Below are 14,751 nucleotides of genomic sequence, written 5' to 3'. Positions count from 1 at the left end.
TACTCCGAGACACGGTTGCCTGTAGCACAGAGCCGCAAAAAGAGACTCTCGACACGCTAACGACCGTCGAGGAGGTGGGTCGCTGATGTTCGTCCCCCTCCAAGGTCAGGCAGAGCCGCTGCTCCCCGAGACCATCGGGAAGTGGCTGTTCGGCTCGAACATGGCCATCTGGCAGGAGGCCATCGCGGCCTTCATCGCCGCGTTCATCGTCGGCAACATCATGCTGGCGATGACCGGCATCGCCGGACCGTGGGCCAAGCGGAAGATAACCGCCGCGTTCACCGACCGCATCGCGGTCAACCGCGTCGGTCCCGCTGGCCTGCTCATCATCGTGGCCGACGCGGTCCGCCTCCTCTCGAAGGAACTCATCGTTCCCGAGGAGGCCGACCGACCGGCGTTCGACATCGCGCCGATCGTCGTGGCGTCGTCGGCGCTGCTGGGCTTCGCGGTCATCCCGATGGGACACATCTTCGGCATCAACCTGCAGCTCGCCGACCCCGAGACGGGGATGGCCTACGTGTTCGCGGTCGCCTCCATCGCCACGCTCGGCATTGCGATGGCGGGCTACGCGTCGAGTAACAAGTACTCGCTGATGGGCGGTCTGCGCGCGATTGCGCAGAACATCGCCTACGAGATTCCGCTCATCATCACGGCGGCGTCGGTCGTGCTGTTCACCGACACGCTCCAGATGAGCCAGATCGTCGCGGCCCAGCAGGAGCCGCTTTTCACCGTCGCGGGCATCACGATTCCGTCGTGGTTCGCGTTCGTGAACCCCTTCGCGTTCATCCTGTTCATGGTGGCGAACCTCGCTGAAGTCGGTCGGAACCCCTTCGACATCCCGGAAGCCCCGACCGAAATCGTCGCCGGTTACCAGACAGAGTACTCGTCGGTGTACTTCGTGCTGTTCTACCTCGGCGAGTTCCTCCACATCTTCCTCGGTGGGGCCATCGTCGCCACGCTGTTCCTCGGCGGCCCGACCGGTCCGTTCCTTCCGGAGTCGCTCAACTTCGTCTGGTTCGTCATCAAGATTTGGGCGGTCTTCCTGTTCACGCAGTGGGCGCGTTCGGCGGTGCCTCGCGTCCGCATCGACCAACTCATCGAGATCGGCTGGAAGGGCATGCTCGTGCTGAGCTTCGCTAACCTCGTCCTCACGGCCGTCATCGTTGGGGTGATGCTCTAATGATTGGTGTACTGAAATCGATGGCAACGACGATGAAGCACGCATTGGACGGGACCACGTTCACGGTCGAGTACCCTGACGTGGCTCCCGAAGTAAGCCCGCGGTTCCGCGGGGTCCACAAGTTCAGCCAGGAGCGCTGCATCTGGTGTCGCCAGTGCGAGAACGTCTGTCCGAACGACACGATTCAGATCGTTCAGGACGACCAGCGCAACGGCGAACAGTACAACCTCCACATCGGACAGTGCATCTACTGCCGACTGTGCGAGGAGGTCTGCCCGGTGGACGCCATCCTGCTGACGGAGAACTTCGAGTTCACGGGCGACACCAAAGGTGACCTCATCTACAACAAAGAGCAGTTGAAGAACGTGCCGTGGTACAAGGACATCGACCCCCTCGAGTCCCGGGAACCCGACCGCGGCGCGTGGATCGGCGAGGGCGAAGGTGAGGTGGACTACCAGTAAGTCCGTCTCGAAACGTTAAAAGGACGATTACCAGAACTTCAAGGTGACTGAAATGGTATACGAACTACTCACGTTCGGGCTGTTCGCTCTCGTAACGATAGCGAGCAGTCTGGGCGTCGTCCTGGCACAGGACGTCTGGCACTCCGCGCTACTGCTGGGTGTCGCGTTGCTCTCCGTCGCGGTTCACTACGTGATGTTACAGGCGGAGTTCCTCGCGGCCATGCAGATACTCGTCTACGTGGGCGGAGTGCTCATCCTCATCACGTTCGCCGTGATGCTGACGCGCCAGGCCAAGACCGAAGAGGAGGTATCGAACGTATGAACGGAGAAGACGGAAAGATGTGGCCCGGTGTCGCCGCGCTCGGACTGTTCGCGGTGATGGCGTGGGTCTTCGTCGGCGCCGAGTTCGGCGAGGCCGCGTCCGGATTCGCTGGCGACGCTGGCGTCACCGCGAGCATCGGCTACGCGATGTTCAACATCGGTGCAGAGAACGCGATAGCGAGCGAAGGGTTCCTGATTCCCTTCGAAATCATCGACCTCGTGCTGGTCGCCGCACTCGTCGGCGCGGTCATGCTGGCCCGCCGCGAGGAGAGCGGCACGATTACGTCGGCCCTGCGAGCGCACCAAGAGGCCGGTGCCGAGGCGTCCGAGTCGGCCGAGGTCGCCGCAGATGGTGGCAAACAGCAGGGAGGTGACCAGTAGATGGTCCCAATCGAGTACTACCTCCTGCTGTCGGCCGCAATCTTCAGCATCGGCGTGTTCGGCATCCTGACCCGCCGGAACGCCCTGCTGTTCCTGATGAGCGTGGAGCTACTGCTGAACGCGGCGAACATCAACCTCGTCGCGTTCTCGCGGTTCCACGGCAACCTGACGGGCCAGACGTTCAGCCTGTTCACGCTGGCGCTGGCGGCCGCCGAGGTCGCGGTCGGTATCGGCATCATCCTCGTCCTGTATCGCAACTTCAAGGACGTGGACGTAACCGAAGCAGCAACGATGAGGTGGTAAAACGATGGCACCACTCCCCTTCGAACTGACTCCGGCCATCGCGGCCCTACCGTTCGTATCGTTCCTGATCGCGTTGTTCGTCGGCGCGTTCGCCCCGCGACTGCTCCCCAAGGGCGGCGCGGTGCCCGGCATCCTTGCGACAGGCGGCTCGCTGCTGCTGTCGCTGTGGGTGATGCTCACGGTGTCGGGCGGCGAGACCTACCACGAGTACGTCACGTGGGTCGCGGGCGCTGGCGAAGCGACCTTCGACCTGCATCTGGGCGTCCTCGTCGACCCGCTGTCGGCGATGATGCTCGTCATCGTCTCGCTGGTGGCCTTCCTCGTCCACATCTTCAGCCTCGGCTACATGAACGACGAGGGCGAGACGGGCCTGCCCCGGTACTACGCCGGACTCGGCCTGTTCACCGCGAGCATGCTATCCTTTGTCTTCGCGGACAACCTGCTGATGGCGTTCATGTTCTTCGAGCTGGTGGGCCTGTGTTCGTGGCTCCTCATCGGCTTCTGGTTCCGCGACGACGCCCCGCCGAGCGCCGCGAAGAAGGCGTTCCTCGTCACCCGCTTCGGTGACTACTTCTTCCTCGTCGGCCTCGTCGGCGTCTTCGCCACCTTCGGCACGTCGATGTTCGTCGGCGGCGAAGGTGAGGGCGCGATTCAGTCGTTCCCCCACATCGCCGAGCAGGTCCTCGCAGGCGAGGGCGCGGCCGAGGTGACGACCTACCTCGGTCTCGACCCGCAGGCGTGGTTCGCGGTCCTCGGACTCCTCATCCTCGGCGGCGTCGTCGGCAAGTCCGCGCAGTTCCCGCTGCACACGTGGCTGCCCGACGCCATGGAGGGTCCGACGCCCGTCTCCGCGCTGATTCACGCGGCGACGATGGTCGCGGCAGGTGTCTACCTCGTCGCGCGCATCTACGGGTTCTACGCCCTGCTTCCGCAGGTACTCGCGCTCATCGCGTTCGTCGGCGGCTTCACGGCGCTGTTCGCCGCCACGATGGGCGTCGTCAAGCGCGAAATCAAGCAGGTGCTGGCGTACTCGACCATCTCCCAGTACGGCTACATGATGCTCGGACTGGGCGCTGGCGGCTACGTCGCGGCGACTTTCCACCTGATGACCCACGCCTTCTTCAAGGCGCTGCTGTTCCTCGGTGCGGGGTCGGTCATCATTGCGATGCACCACAACGAGGACATGTGGGACATGGGCGGTCTCAAAGATCGGATGCCCGTGACCTACTACACCTTCCTCTCCGGGTCGCTCGCGCTGGCGGGCATCGTCCCGTTCGCGGGCTTCTGGTCGAAGGACGAAATCCTCTACGAGGCGCTCGTCCACGGCCTCAACACGCCGCTGCTGCTGGCGGCCTACGTGATGGGTCTGCTGGCGGTGTTCTTCACCGGGTTCTACACCTTCCGGATGGTCGCGCTGACCTTCCACGGTGAGCCTCGGTCCGACACCGCGCGCAACCCCCACGACGTTCGCTGGAACGTCAAGGGACCGCTCGCGGTCCTCGGCATCCTCGCGGCGGTCGCTGGCGTCGTCAACATGCTCCCGGTCCAGAAGGTACTCGGTGTGAAGAACATCGACTTCCTCCACCAGTGGCTCGACAGCGGCCCCGAAGCGCTCTCGGCCCACCACTACGGCGAGTTGCTCCACGACTTCGCCCACTACTCGGCGGGCACCATCGGCTCGGGGGTCACGACCGTCCTGCTCGGCGCGGGCCTCTCGCTCGCGCTGGCGCTGGCCGGTGCAGGACTCGCGTGGAAGCTCTACGCGGTTCCGGACCCCGAGGAGCACACCGACAAGCTCGGTGGCGCGAAGACGGTGCTGTTCAACAACTACTATCAGGACGAGTACCAGGTCTGGCTCGCGGAGGGACTCACCCTGCCGCTGGCTCGCGCCGCGGACAAGTTCGACCAGGGCGTCATCGACGGCGTGGTCAACGGCGTCTCCAGCGTGAGCCTGTTCGGCGGGAGTCGCATCCGGCGCGTCCAGACCGGCGTGGTGTCGAACTACGCCTTCCTGCTGACGGCGAGCTTCGTCGTCCTATTGGTCGTCATCGGACTCGTGGGAGGTTGGTTCTGAATGTGGATTGAAGCACTCATCGCTGTGACGTTGGCGTCCGCGGCCGCGGTCTTCCTCGCCCCGAACAAGGTGGCCGGGAAGCTCGCGTTCGCGCTCAGCCTGCTCCCGCTCGTCGGGAGCCTCTGGATGTACAGCACGTACGAGGCCAGCGGCAACGCTCTCTTGGCGGGGAGCGAACTGGCCTTCGAGACGAACTTCGACTGGGTCGTCGCCGGACCGTACAGCCTGAGTTGGCACGTCGGTCTCGACGGCATCAGCATGCCCCTCATCGCGCTGACCACGGTACTCACGTCGCTGGCCCTGCTGGCGTCGTGGACTCCCATCGACGAGCGTCAGAGCCAGTTCTACGGCCTGATGCTCTTCCTCGAGGCGAGCCTGCTGGGCGTCTTCTCGGCGCTCGACTTCTTCCTGTGGTTCGTCTTCTGGGAGATGGTGTTGGTCCCGATGTACGTCCTCATCGGCGTCTGGGGCGGTCCGCGCCGCAAGTACGCCGCAATCAAGATGTTCGTCTACACGAACATCGCCAGCCTCGTGATGTTCATCGGGTTCATCGCGCTGGTGTTCGGACTCGGCGACTCGGTGACCAGCCTCGACATGCCTGCCATCGCCCAAGCGCTCCGCGCGGGCGAACTCGGTAGTCTGGGGCCGGTCGGCGCGGGCACGCTGAAGGTGGCCGCGTTCGTCGCCATGTTCGCCGGGTTCGCGGTGAAGGTCCCGGTCGTCCCGTTCCACACGTGGCTGCCGGACGCTCACGTCGAGGCCCCGACGCCGGTCTCCATCATGCTGGCCGGGGTCCTGCTGAAGATGGGTACCTACGCCCTGCTCCGGTTCAACTTCACGATGCTGCCGGAGGTCGCACAGAACAACGCGCCCATCATCGCGCTGTTCGCGGTGGTCAGCGTCATCTACGGCGCGATGCTGGCGCTTGCCCAGTCCGACCTCAAGCGCATCGTGGCGTACTCCTCGGTCTCCTCGATGGGGTACGTCATCCTCGGACTCGTGGCGTACACGCTCTACGGCATGGGCGGCGCGACCTTCCAGATGGTCGCTCACGGCCTCATCTCGGGCCTGATGTTCATGTCGGTCGGCGTCATCTACAACACGACCCACACCCGGATGGTCTCGGACATGTCCGGGCTGGCGAGCAAGATGCCCATCACCGTGGCGGTGTTCGTCGCGGGCGCGTTCGGGTACATGGGCCTGCCGCTGATGGCTGGCTTCGCCGCGGAGCTGTTCATCTTCCTCGGCTCGTTCGGCGCGTTCGCTGGCTCGGTCTGGTTCACGGCCGCCGCGATGTTCGGCATCGTCGTGGTCGCGGGCTACCTGCTGTTCGCCATGCAGCGCACGCTGTTCGGCGACTTCGAGGTCGAGACCGACTACGAGGTCGGTCCCGCGGCCTTCCACGACGTGGCCCCGCTCGTGGTCCTCATCCTGCTGGTCATCCTGCTGGGCGTGGACCCGAGCATCTTCTACGACATGATTCAGAACGCTGTGGATCCGCTGGTTCCGGCGACTGGAGGTGGTGTATAGATGGCGTTCCAACTTCCGACCTGGATGGCGCTCGGTCCGACCCTCGTACTCGGGCTGACCGCCCTCCTGCTGTTGGTCTTCGACAGCATCGAACCCGACACGACTAACCGCGGTCTGCTGGCCGGTACGGCGGCCCTCGGGTCGCTGGCGGCCGTCGGCCTCTCGGCGTGGTACCTCGTGGCTGGCACGGGCGAGGAGCCGATTTCGCTCTACCAGAACACGGTCGTCGTGGACACGATGACCCTGTTCTTCGGCCTCGTGTTCGCCAGCGTCACCGCGCTGGTCGTGGTTGCGAGTTACGACTACATGCGCGACCACTCCTATCAGGCGGAGTACTACGCGCTCGTCATGCTGGCGGCGACGGGCATGACGCTGATGGCGGCCGCGAACAGCCTCGCGGTCGTGTTCGTCAGCCTCGAACTCTCCAGTCTGCCGTCGTTCGCGCTGGTCGCCATCTTGAAGAAGAACCGCGGGAGCGTCGAGGCGGGACTCAAGTACTTCCTCATCGGCGCGCTCTCGTCGGCCATCTTCGTCTACGGCGTCAGCCTCGTCTACGGCGTCACCGGCTCGCTGCTCCTGCCGGAGGTCGCCAGCGGGGTCGCCGACACGAACCTGACGGGCGTGCTCGGCATCGGCGTCATGATGATTCTGGGCGGGTTCGCCTACAAGACCGCCTCCGTGCCCTTCCACTTCTGGGCACCCGAGGCCTACGAAGGCGCGCCCGCGCCGGTTGCGGCCTTCCTCTCGTCGGCCTCGAAGGCCGCCGGGTTCGCCGTGGCCTTCCGCGTGCTGACGGTCGCCTTCCCGGTCGAGGAGCTCGTCACGGGCGCGGCCGGAAGCGTCGACTGGGTCCTCGCGGCCCAGATTCTCGCGGTCGTCACGATGACGCTCGGTAACTTCGCGGCGGCCACCCAGGACGAGGTCAAGCGGATGCTCGCGTACTCCTCGATCGGACACGCGGGCTACGTCCTCATCGCGCTCGCCTCGCTGTCGGGCGGTAGCGACCAGTTCGTGCTGGCGGGCGGGATGGCCCACCTGCTGGTCTACGGGTTCATGAACACGGGCGCGTTCCTGTTCATCGCCCTCGCGGAGTACTGGTCGGTCGGTCGGACCTTCGAGGACTACAACGGACTGGCCACGAAGGCACCGTTCGCCAGCGTGGCGATGACCGTCTTCCTGTTCAGCCTCGCCGGGCTGCCGCCGTTCGGCGGCTTCATGAGCAAGTACTTCCTGTTCGCGGGCGCGGTCCGCGCAGGGTTCTGGTGGCTCGCCGCAATCGGTGCCATCAACAGCGCGCTGTCGCTGTACTACTACTCGCGGGTCGTCAAGGCGATCTGGATCGAGGACCCCTCGGGCGACTTCGACATCGAGTCCAAGCCCGTCGGCCTCTACACCGCAATCGTCGCGGCCGCGGTCGTGACGGTCCTGCTCCTGCCCGGCTTCGGTTCGGTCTGGCAGTTCGCCACCGACGCCGCCGCGGCGCTCGTGGCCTGAATCGCTCGATAACCGACCTTGGCTTTCGCGGTTTCGTTTTTTCGGACGCGCCAATTCCAACAGCCAGCGACGCGTCGCCAGCCACGCGCGTCGCTCGGTGAAACAGACAACGCCCTGGCGGACTGAAAGGGCGAGCGCAGTTCGCGGCCGAAGGCCATGGTCGTCTCAGCCGACCCCTATCCGAAGGTGAGTCGAGCGTAGCGAGACGAACCGAGGATATGTCGCTGAGCGACCGCGAACCGCGCGAGGGCTTTCGAGATTCGACTCTCTCTATTCGACCCCGCACCTCAATCCCATCTAAACACGACCGATAGACAGCAACACACTTGAATCGATAGTCCCAACGCCCGCACATGGCTACCTCGACTGCGAAGCGGCGGGTCAAGGACAACCCCCGGGCCGCGACGGCGGTCCTCTCGGTGTTGGGATACGTGCTCGTCCTCGGGACGTTCGCGGGCGTACTGCCGATTTATCCGGAACTCGAACGCGCGACCGTGGACCTGCTGAGCCACGCCATCGCGGTCGTCAACACCGTCGCGCTGACCGCAATCCTCCTCGGCTGGCGGTGGATTCGCCGCGGCGAGGTCGAGAAGCACCGCACCGCGATGCTGACCGCGTTCGCGCTCATCATGCTCTTTCTCGTACTCTACCTGACGAAACTCGGCGGCGGGGGCGAGAAGCACATCGACGCGAGCGGGTTGGCCTACTACGCCTACCTCGTCATGCTGGCGATTCACATCGTCCTCTCGGCGGTGTCGGTCCCGGTCGTGGTCCACGCCGTCGTGCTGGGCCTGACCCACACGCCGAGCGAACTGCGGGACACCGCTCACGCGAAGGTCGGCCGTATCGCGGTCGCGGCGTGGGGGCTGAGCCTCGCGCTCGGCATCGTGACCTACGTCCTGCTCAATCACGTCTACGGCGTCGAGGAGTACGTGGCGGCGGCCGTCCTGTTTGTTCCGTGATGGACGAATCGCAACTTTCGACCGCAGCCGAGGACGCCCTCGGCGTCTCGGTCGCGTCGGAATCGGAACTCGACGGCGGCGAAGTCGGGCGCGTCCACCGCGTCGAACTCGCCGACGGTCGAACAGTCGTGGCGAAGACCGGCGACACGCCACTCGACGTGGAGGCGTTCATGCTTTCGGTCCTCGACGACCGAGGTCTCCCCGTCCCCGAGGTGTTCCACGCCGACAGCGACCTGCTGGTGATGGAGTACGTCGAGGGCGACGGCGAGTTCGGCCCGCGAGCTGAGCGCGACGTTGCCCGCCTCCTCGCCGCGCTCCACGAGGAGTCTCCGCGAGAATCAGACGGTAGAGACGGGACGTACGGCTTCCCGCGGGACACCCTCTCGGGACCGTACCGCCAGCCGAACCCGTGGACCGACTCGTGGGTCGCGTTCTACCGCGACCAGAGACTCCGGTTCGTGGCCGAGAAGGCTCGTTCGGAGGGGCTTCTCCCCGCTGGGCTGTTCGACCGCCTCGACGCGCTCGCGGCCGACCTCGACTCGTGGCTCCCCGACGACCCGGCGTCCTCGCTAGTCCACGGCGACGTGTGGGCCGAGAACGTCGTCGCGCGCGACGGCGAGGTCCGGGCGCTCCTCGACCCGGCGTGCTACTTCGGCCACGCCGAGGTCGAACTCGCCTACGCCGCGTTCGTCGGGTTCGGCGACGGCTTCTTCGAGACCTACGACGACGAGCGCGGCATCGACGCCGGGTTCTTCGACGGCCGGTGCGCGGTGTACCAGTTGTACCCCCTGCTCGAACATCTCCGGTACTTCGAGGACGACCACTACGCTCGGGAAATCGGGGAGCGGCTGGTCGAACTCGGGTACTGAGTGGAAGCGATTTTTCGCCGGTCGTGAACCACCCCAAATAAGACGGTCGGCGGTGTCACTCGAACTGTGAGAAGCGAGTGGGGATTTCGGACAGACACCGGCCGAGCGACCGTCGCCGACGGCCGACTCCGCGTCTCGGGGTCGCTCCGGGGCGTACTCGGAAAGCGGTGGCGCGAGGGCTGGGCTCGGAAGGGGTCGGGTCGCCGACTGCTGTTTCTCGTCTCGCTTCTCGGGACGGCGTCGGTGCTTCCGCGCGCGCTCCGGAGCCTTCCGGACGTGCTGGCGGGCCGCGCGGACGTGTCGTCGCTGTTGCTCGTCGCGGGGGCCGGGTTCGTCGTCGCGGCCGTCGCGTACCGAGCCGCCCGAACCCGGAGCGTGCCACTTCGGGCGATTGCCGAGGTCCGGCGCGTGGACCGCGACCGCCTGCGCGTCGAGTACGGGGACGGCGAGCGCGACAAACTCGACGTCGAGACGCCGACTGCGGCCGACGCCGACGAGGCGGTCGAAATCTTCCGGTTGCGGGGCGTGCCGGTCGAGGACCTCACGGATGCGGACGGGCCGGAGTCCTCGGAGTTCCGGCGGCGGCTTCGGGCGAAGGAGAGAGACAAATAGATGTTTGGTAAAGAATTAGATTTATTTCCTAAAGAAATATAAATATGCTTTTGGGCAGTCTCAGCCCTGTACTACGAACGCGCGCCTCCTCGTCCGACGTACTCCGTGACAGTCGGACCCCCTCGACCGACGAACTTCCGTCTGTCAAATTCCCCGCCCGCGAATCCGCCAACTCCGCCGCCAACAACCACGGTTTCAGAAATCAAAACGAACTTTCGGCCGGGTTTCCGTAACTGTCAAAGCCAGACGGGATGAAATGACGGGTATGAGCGCAGACTCCGAACAGCAGTCGATTCGCTGTCTGGTTGCGAAAGTCGGACTCGACGGCCACGACCGCGGCGCGCACGTCATCGCCCGCGCCTTCCGCGACGCCGGGTTCGAGGTCATCTACTCGGGCCTCCACAACGCCCCCGACGAAATCGTGCAGGCCGCGGTCCAAGAGGACGTGAACGTGCTGGGCATCTCCATCCTCTCGGGCGCGCACAACACGCTGGTCCCCAAGGTCATCGACGGTCTCAAAGAGTACGACGCCTTCGAGGACACCCTCGTCCTCGTCGGCGGCGTCGTGCCCGACGACGACAAGGAGGAGCTGAAGGAGATGGGCGTCGCCGAGGTGTTCGGTCCCGGCACGCCGATGGAGGAGACCATCGAGTTCGTCCGCGAGAACGCCCCGAAGCGATGAACGCCGAAGCCGACCACGCCGAACTGGTCGAGGAGCTGCTGGCGGGCAAGCACCGCGCGCTGGCCCGGACCATCACCAAAATCGAGAACCGCGCGCCGGGCTACCGGAATCTCGTCTCGGAACTCCACAAGCACACCGGCGACGCCGAGGTCGTCGGCATCACGGGAAGCCCCGGCGCTGGCAAGTCCACGCTGGTGGACAAGATGGCGAACTTCTACCGCGAGCGCGGCGAGACCGTCGGCGTCATCGCGGTCGACCCCTCCTCGCCGTTCACGGGCGGCGCGGTGCTGGGCGACCGCATCCGGATGGCGAGCAACGTCGGCGACATGGAGGTGTTCTTCCGGTCGATGAGCGCCCGCGGGAGCCTCGGCGGCCTCTCGACGGCCACCACCGACGCCGTGAAGGCCCTCGACGCGTTCGGCAAGGACAAGATCATCATCGAGACCGTCGGCGCGGGGCAGAACGAAATCGACATCGTGAAATCCGCCGACACGGTCGCCGTGCTGGTCCCGCCGGGGAGCGGCGACGACGTCCAGATGCTCAAGGCCGGGATTCTGGAAATCGGCGACGTGTTCGTCGTCAACAAGGCAGACCTGAAGGGCGCGGACCGCACGGTGCAGGAACTCCGCGAGATGGTCCACATGCAGCAGGACAACACCGCGAACCTCGCCACCGGCCACCACGGCGCTGACGCGCTCGCGGACGGCGACGAGGACGCCGAAGAGAGCGAGAAGTCTGGCGAGGACGAGGAGCCCGAAAGCTGGGACCCCGCCATCGTCGAGACCGTCGCCAAGGACGGCGAGGGCGTCGAGGAGCTAATCGACACCCTCGAAGACCACTACGAGTACCTCCAGTCCTCGGGTCTGCTCGAAGACAAGGCCCGGATGCGCTACGCCGAGGAGATTCGCAACCTGCTCCGGGACGACGTGGGCACCCTGCTGGAAGGCGAAATCGAGCGCCGGGGCGGCATGGACGAACTGGTCTCCGGTATCATCGACCGCGAGACGGACCCCTACTCGGTCGCCGACGAGGTCATGGACCCCATCGAGGACTGCGTGGACGAACTGGGCGACCGAGACGAGTAGTCACCAGACCGCTTCGCTTTCACGTTCTTCGCCGTCGCTCTCGCCGACCGAACGTCTGGAAAAAGAGCGCGAAATCCCGACTACCGAAGCCAGCGCACGAGTCGCACGAGTAGAGAGACCGCCGTACCGATACCGGGGACCTTCGAGGAGAGCGCGGCCGCCCCGAGGAGCAACACCCCGCTCTTCTTTCGCCCGCGGACGAACGCCATCGCGGCGTCCGCGAGCGTCGAGACGATGCTGAGCTTGTTCATGGACCGCGAATTTAGGTTTGCCATCGCTACGTGGACAGCGTGTCCGAAGCGGGAAATAGAACGTGGCCACTAGTGGGACTACCGAAACACGAACCGAAAACTGTCCACAAAACGAAACTCGAAAAACCGTCTAAATCTCGCTCTCGAAGTCGTCGAGCGAGTAGGTCGGCTCGGCACCGCGGCGGTCGAGCGTCTCGTTGGCCAGCAGCCAGTAGACGACCGACAGGGCCTTGCGACCCTTGTTGTTCGTCGGGACGACGAGGTCCACGTTGCTGGTGTTGTTGTTGGAGTCGCACATGGCGATGACCGGGATGCCCACCGTGATGGCCTCTTTGACGGCTTGGGCGTCACCGATGGGGTCGGTCACGACCACGACGTCCGGCTCGATGTACCCCTCGTACTTGGGGTTGGTGAGGGTGCCGGGGATGAACCGGCCCGTCCGGGCGCGCGCGCCGACGGCGTCCGCGAACTTCTCCGCGGGGAAGCGACCGTACTGACGCGAGGAGGTGACCAGAATCTGTTCGGGACTGTAGTTGGCGAGGAAGTCCGCCGCAGTCCGGATGCGCTGGTCGGTCTTCGAGACGTCGAGGACGTACAGCCCGTCGGTCCGGACGCGGTGGATGAACCGCTCCATGTCCTTGGTCTTCTGCTGGGTACCGATGTGGACGCCAGCGCCGAGGTAGTCCTCGACGGGGATGAGGAGGTCTGCCTCCTCCTGGTTCTCCATGACGTCCTCGTCGAGGTTCGGTCCCTCGTCTTCGAGGTCTTCGGTTGCTTGTTCGTCGTCAGCCTCGCTTGCCACGTCCTCGTCGGGCTGTTCCGACGGTTCCGCGCCGCCAGCGCCCTCGGGTTCGGGGTCGATTTCGGATTCCGCGGCGTCGAGGCCTTCCTCGTCTACCTGTTCGGGGTCGTTCTCGCTCATAGTCGGGATGCGTTTTGCTCGATGCGAATGAGTTCGTTCAGTTTGGCAGTTCGCTCGCCGCCGACCGCGCCCGTCTTGATGTACGGCGCGGCGGTCGCCACGGCGAGGTGTGCGATGGTCGTGTCCTCGGTCTCTCCGCTCCGGTGGGAGATGACCGGCTGGTAGCCGTTCTCGACCGCGAGTTCCACGGCGTCAACGGCGTCGCTGAGGGTGCCGATTTGGTTGGGCTTGACCAGGATGCTGTTGCCAGCGCCCTGCTCGATGCCCGTCTCCAGTCGCTCGACGTTGGTGACGAACAGGTCGTCACCGCAAATCAGCGTCCGGTCGCCGACTTTCTCGGTCAGGTCGGCGAAGCCCTCGTAGTCGTTCTCGTCCAGCGGGTCCTCCACGTAGGCGAGGTCGTACTCGTCGACGAGGTCCGCGATGTACTCGATTTGCTCGTCGGTCGAGCGCGTCGTGTCGCGGTAGACGTACTCGTCGTTCTCCTCGTCGTACATCTCAGCGCCAGCGACGTCGAGGCCGAACTTGATGTCGAAGCCGAAATCGTCGGCGACGGCGTCGGTGGCCTCGTCGACGATTTCGAACGCCTCGTCGTCGTCGATGGAGGGTGCCCACGCGCCCTCGTCGCCCTTGCCCGCGGCGATATCGCGCTCTGCCAGCAGGTCGTGGACCTTCTGGTGGACTTCGGCGTTGGCGAACACCGCGTCTTGGACGCTCGGCGCGCCGACCGGCGCGGCGAGGAACTCCTGAATCGCGGTCGCGTCCGCGGCGTGTTCGCCGCCGCCGACCACGTTGCCCAGCGGCGTCGGGAACTCCTCGCCGCGGAAGGCACCGCCGAGGTGCTGGTAGAGCGGCGCGCCCAGCACGTCCGCCGCGGCCTTCGCGGCGGCCATGCTGATTGCGACCGCGCTGTTCGCACCGATTTCCGAGAAGTCGTCGGTGCCGTCTGCCGCTCGGAGCGTTCTGTCCACGTCGCGCTGGTCGCCGACGTAGACTTTGCCTTCGAGTCGGGGCACCGCGTACTCGCGGGCCGAGGCGATGGCCTCGTTGGGGTCGAGTTCGATAGCCTCGTACTCGCCCGTCGAAGCACCGCTCGGGGCCGCCGCTCGGCCGAAGCCCCCGCTCTCGGTGACGACGTCGGCCTCGACGGTTCGATTCCCGCGGGAGTCGAGTACCTGCCGGAGTCGAACGTCGGTGACCAGCGTCATTTCTCACCTCGGCGGACGGTGAACGGCAACACGCCCGCGTCGTACTCGTCTGCCGCGATGAGAATCGGCTCCGTCTGGTCGGTGTCGGTCAGCACGGGCGCACCGTAGGACACCTGCAGGGCGCGCGCCCCGATGATTCGAGCCTTCTCGTAGCGGGAGTAGCGTTGTTGAGCCATTACTGGTAGGGAGCGACGATGTCGACGAGGTCCTTGTGCGAGACGAGCATTCGGCGACAGCACTGTCGTTCGACGCCGAGTTCGTCGAGGACCTTCTCGGGGTCCTCGTCGCCCTCTTTCGTCTCAGACCGTGCTTTGAACTCTTCCCAGTACTCCCCGACGACCATACCGCACGTGAAACAGCGGACTGGTACCATCATGGGTTATCGTGCCTCCATCGTGGACCGCGGGTTTCCTGCC

18 protein-coding genes are annotated in these 14,751 nt (G+C 65.3%); 13 read left to right on the top strand and 5 right to left on the bottom strand.

All coding sequences use genetic code 11. The features are described 5' to 3' along the window. The first annotated feature begins 85 nt into the window (after nucleotides 1-85). From EPL01_RS18460 to meaB, 13 genes are all read left to right on the top strand, one after another. A complete protein-coding gene (locus EPL01_RS18460) occupies nucleotides 86-1,180 on the top strand; it encodes a complex I subunit 1/NuoH family protein (RefSeq protein WP_135826748.1) in 1,095 nt (364 codons plus the stop codon). Next, a complete protein-coding gene (locus EPL01_RS18455; RefSeq protein WP_135826747.1) occupies nucleotides 1,180-1,641 on the top strand; it encodes a NuoI/complex I 23 kDa subunit family protein in 462 nt (153 codons plus the stop codon). Before EPL01_RS18460 ends, EPL01_RS18455 begins: the two co-directional genes overlap by 1 nt. Before the next feature lie 52 nt (nucleotides 1,642-1,693). Further along, nucleotides 1,694-1,963: an NADH-quinone oxidoreductase subunit J gene (locus EPL01_RS18450; RefSeq protein ID WP_135826780.1), complete on the top strand. Its 270-nt coding sequence runs from the start codon at nucleotides 1,694-1,696 to the stop codon at nucleotides 1,961-1,963. Further along, nucleotides 1,960-2,343 carry an NADH-quinone oxidoreductase subunit J family protein gene (locus EPL01_RS18445; RefSeq protein ID WP_246045751.1) on the top strand — a complete coding sequence of 128 codons (384 nt, stop codon included), beginning with the start codon at nucleotides 1,960-1,962 and terminating at the stop codon, nucleotides 2,341-2,343. The genes EPL01_RS18450 and EPL01_RS18445 overlap by 4 nt, the downstream gene beginning before the upstream one ends. After that, the gene (gene nuoK / locus EPL01_RS18440) at nucleotides 2,344-2,646 is read left to right on the top strand and encodes an NADH-quinone oxidoreductase subunit NuoK (protein ID WP_135826746.1); all 303 of its coding nucleotides are present in this window, start codon (nucleotides 2,344-2,346) and stop codon (nucleotides 2,644-2,646) included. A gap of 4 nt (nucleotides 2,647-2,650) precedes the next feature. Further along, a complete protein-coding gene (gene nuoL / locus EPL01_RS18435) occupies nucleotides 2,651-4,720 on the top strand; it encodes an NADH-quinone oxidoreductase subunit L (protein WP_135826745.1) in 2,070 nt (689 codons plus the stop codon). Continuing rightward, on the top strand, nucleotides 4,721-6,250 hold the full coding sequence (locus EPL01_RS18430; RefSeq protein ID WP_135826744.1) for a complex I subunit 4 family protein: 1,530 nt from the start codon (nucleotides 4,721-4,723) through the stop codon (nucleotides 6,248-6,250). Further along, entirely contained in the window at nucleotides 6,251-7,744 is a 1,494-nt protein-coding gene (locus EPL01_RS18425; RefSeq protein ID WP_135826743.1) for an NADH-quinone oxidoreductase subunit N, read from the top strand. It begins immediately after the preceding gene. A gap of 353 nt (nucleotides 7,745-8,097) precedes the next feature. Further along, nucleotides 8,098-8,706, top strand: a complete 609-nt coding sequence (locus EPL01_RS18420; protein ID WP_135826742.1) for a DUF420 domain-containing protein — start codon at nucleotides 8,098-8,100, stop codon at nucleotides 8,704-8,706. After that, nucleotides 8,706-9,575, top strand: coding sequence for a fructosamine kinase family protein (locus tag EPL01_RS18415; RefSeq protein ID WP_135826741.1), 870 nt, complete (start codon nucleotides 8,706-8,708; stop codon nucleotides 9,573-9,575). The genes EPL01_RS18420 and EPL01_RS18415 overlap by 1 nt, the downstream gene beginning before the upstream one ends. Before the next feature lie 66 nt (nucleotides 9,576-9,641). Continuing rightward, nucleotides 9,642-10,187, top strand: coding sequence for a hypothetical protein (locus EPL01_RS18410; protein ID WP_135826740.1), 546 nt, complete (start codon nucleotides 9,642-9,644; stop codon nucleotides 10,185-10,187). A gap of 265 nt (nucleotides 10,188-10,452) precedes the next feature. Then, complete coding sequence (locus EPL01_RS18405) at nucleotides 10,453-10,869, top strand: cobalamin B12-binding domain-containing protein (protein WP_135826739.1); 417 nt, start codon at nucleotides 10,453-10,455, stop codon at nucleotides 10,867-10,869. Further along, nucleotides 10,866-11,954, top strand: coding sequence for a methylmalonyl Co-A mutase-associated GTPase MeaB (gene meaB / locus EPL01_RS18400; protein WP_135826738.1), 1,089 nt, complete (start codon nucleotides 10,866-10,868; stop codon nucleotides 11,952-11,954). Before EPL01_RS18405 ends, meaB begins: the two co-directional genes overlap by 4 nt. 80 nt (nucleotides 11,955-12,034) lie before the next feature. Here meaB and EPL01_RS18395 read toward each other — a convergent pair whose 3' ends face one another. The 5 genes from EPL01_RS18395 to EPL01_RS18375 form a co-directional block, all read right to left on the bottom strand. After that, entirely contained in the window at nucleotides 12,035-12,229 is a 195-nt protein-coding gene (locus tag EPL01_RS18395; RefSeq protein WP_135826737.1) for a hypothetical protein, read from the bottom strand. 106 nt (nucleotides 12,230-12,335) lie between these two features. Further along, a complete protein-coding gene (gene rpsB / locus EPL01_RS18390) occupies nucleotides 12,336-13,127 on the bottom strand; it encodes a 30S ribosomal protein S2 (RefSeq protein WP_135826736.1) in 792 nt (263 codons plus the stop codon). Then, on the bottom strand, nucleotides 13,124-14,335 hold the full coding sequence (eno, locus tag EPL01_RS18385; RefSeq protein WP_135826735.1) for a phosphopyruvate hydratase: 1,212 nt from the start codon (nucleotides 14,333-14,335) through the stop codon (nucleotides 13,124-13,126). Before eno ends, rpsB begins: the two co-directional genes overlap by 4 nt. Then, entirely contained in the window at nucleotides 14,332-14,511 is a 180-nt protein-coding gene (locus EPL01_RS18380) for a DNA-directed RNA polymerase subunit K (protein WP_135826734.1), read from the bottom strand. The genes eno and EPL01_RS18380 overlap by 4 nt, the downstream gene beginning before the upstream one ends. Then, nucleotides 14,511-14,711, bottom strand: a complete 201-nt coding sequence (locus tag EPL01_RS18375; RefSeq protein ID WP_135826733.1) for a DNA-directed RNA polymerase subunit N — start codon at nucleotides 14,709-14,711, stop codon at nucleotides 14,511-14,513. The genes EPL01_RS18380 and EPL01_RS18375 overlap by 1 nt, the downstream gene beginning before the upstream one ends. Nucleotides 14,712-14,751: the final 40 nt, after the last annotated feature.

It is taken from the genome of Halorussus ruber, assembly GCF_004765785.1.
GTDB lineage: Archaea > Halobacteriota > Halobacteria > Halobacteriales > Haladaptataceae > Halorussus > Halorussus ruber.
Note: the sequence above shows the minus strand (reverse complement) of the source record. Positions and strands in the feature narration are given on the sequence as shown.

Coding starts and splice junctions, on each gene's coding strand:
- EPL01_RS18455 (WP_135826747.1), top strand. CDS start 1,180: ATGATTGGTGTACTGAAATCGATGGCAACGACGATGAAGCACGCATTG.
- EPL01_RS18425 (WP_135826743.1), top strand. CDS start 6,251: ATGGCGTTCCAACTTCCGACCTGGATGGCGCTCGGTCCGACCCTCGTA.
- rpsB (WP_135826736.1), bottom strand. CDS start 13,127: ATGAGCGAGAACGACCCCGAACAGGTAGACGAGGAAGGCCTCGACGCC.
- EPL01_RS18430 (WP_135826744.1), top strand. CDS start 4,721: ATGTGGATTGAAGCACTCATCGCTGTGACGTTGGCGTCCGCGGCCGCG.
- EPL01_RS18445 (WP_246045751.1), top strand. CDS start 1,960: ATGAACGGAGAAGACGGAAAGATGTGGCCCGGTGTCGCCGCGCTCGGA.
- EPL01_RS18420 (WP_135826742.1), top strand. CDS start 8,098: ATGGCTACCTCGACTGCGAAGCGGCGGGTCAAGGACAACCCCCGGGCC.
- EPL01_RS18405 (WP_135826739.1), top strand. CDS start 10,453: ATGAGCGCAGACTCCGAACAGCAGTCGATTCGCTGTCTGGTTGCGAAA.
- EPL01_RS18450 (WP_135826780.1), top strand. CDS start 1,694: ATGGTATACGAACTACTCACGTTCGGGCTGTTCGCTCTCGTAACGATA.
- EPL01_RS18380 (WP_135826734.1), bottom strand. CDS start 14,511: ATGGCTCAACAACGCTACTCCCGCTACGAGAAGGCTCGAATCATCGGG.
- EPL01_RS18375 (WP_135826733.1), bottom strand. CDS start 14,711: ATGATGGTACCAGTCCGCTGTTTCACGTGCGGTATGGTCGTCGGGGAG.
- EPL01_RS18460 (WP_135826748.1), top strand. CDS start 86: ATGTTCGTCCCCCTCCAAGGTCAGGCAGAGCCGCTGCTCCCCGAGACC.
- nuoK (WP_135826746.1), top strand. CDS start 2,344: ATGGTCCCAATCGAGTACTACCTCCTGCTGTCGGCCGCAATCTTCAGC.
- meaB (WP_135826738.1), top strand. CDS start 10,866: ATGAACGCCGAAGCCGACCACGCCGAACTGGTCGAGGAGCTGCTGGCG.
- eno (WP_135826735.1), bottom strand. CDS start 14,335: ATGACGCTGGTCACCGACGTTCGACTCCGGCAGGTACTCGACTCCCGC.
- nuoL (WP_135826745.1), top strand. CDS start 2,651: ATGGCACCACTCCCCTTCGAACTGACTCCGGCCATCGCGGCCCTACCG.
- EPL01_RS18395 (WP_135826737.1), bottom strand. CDS start 12,229: ATGGCAAACCTAAATTCGCGGTCCATGAACAAGCTCAGCATCGTCTCG.
- EPL01_RS18415 (WP_135826741.1), top strand. CDS start 8,706: ATGGACGAATCGCAACTTTCGACCGCAGCCGAGGACGCCCTCGGCGTC.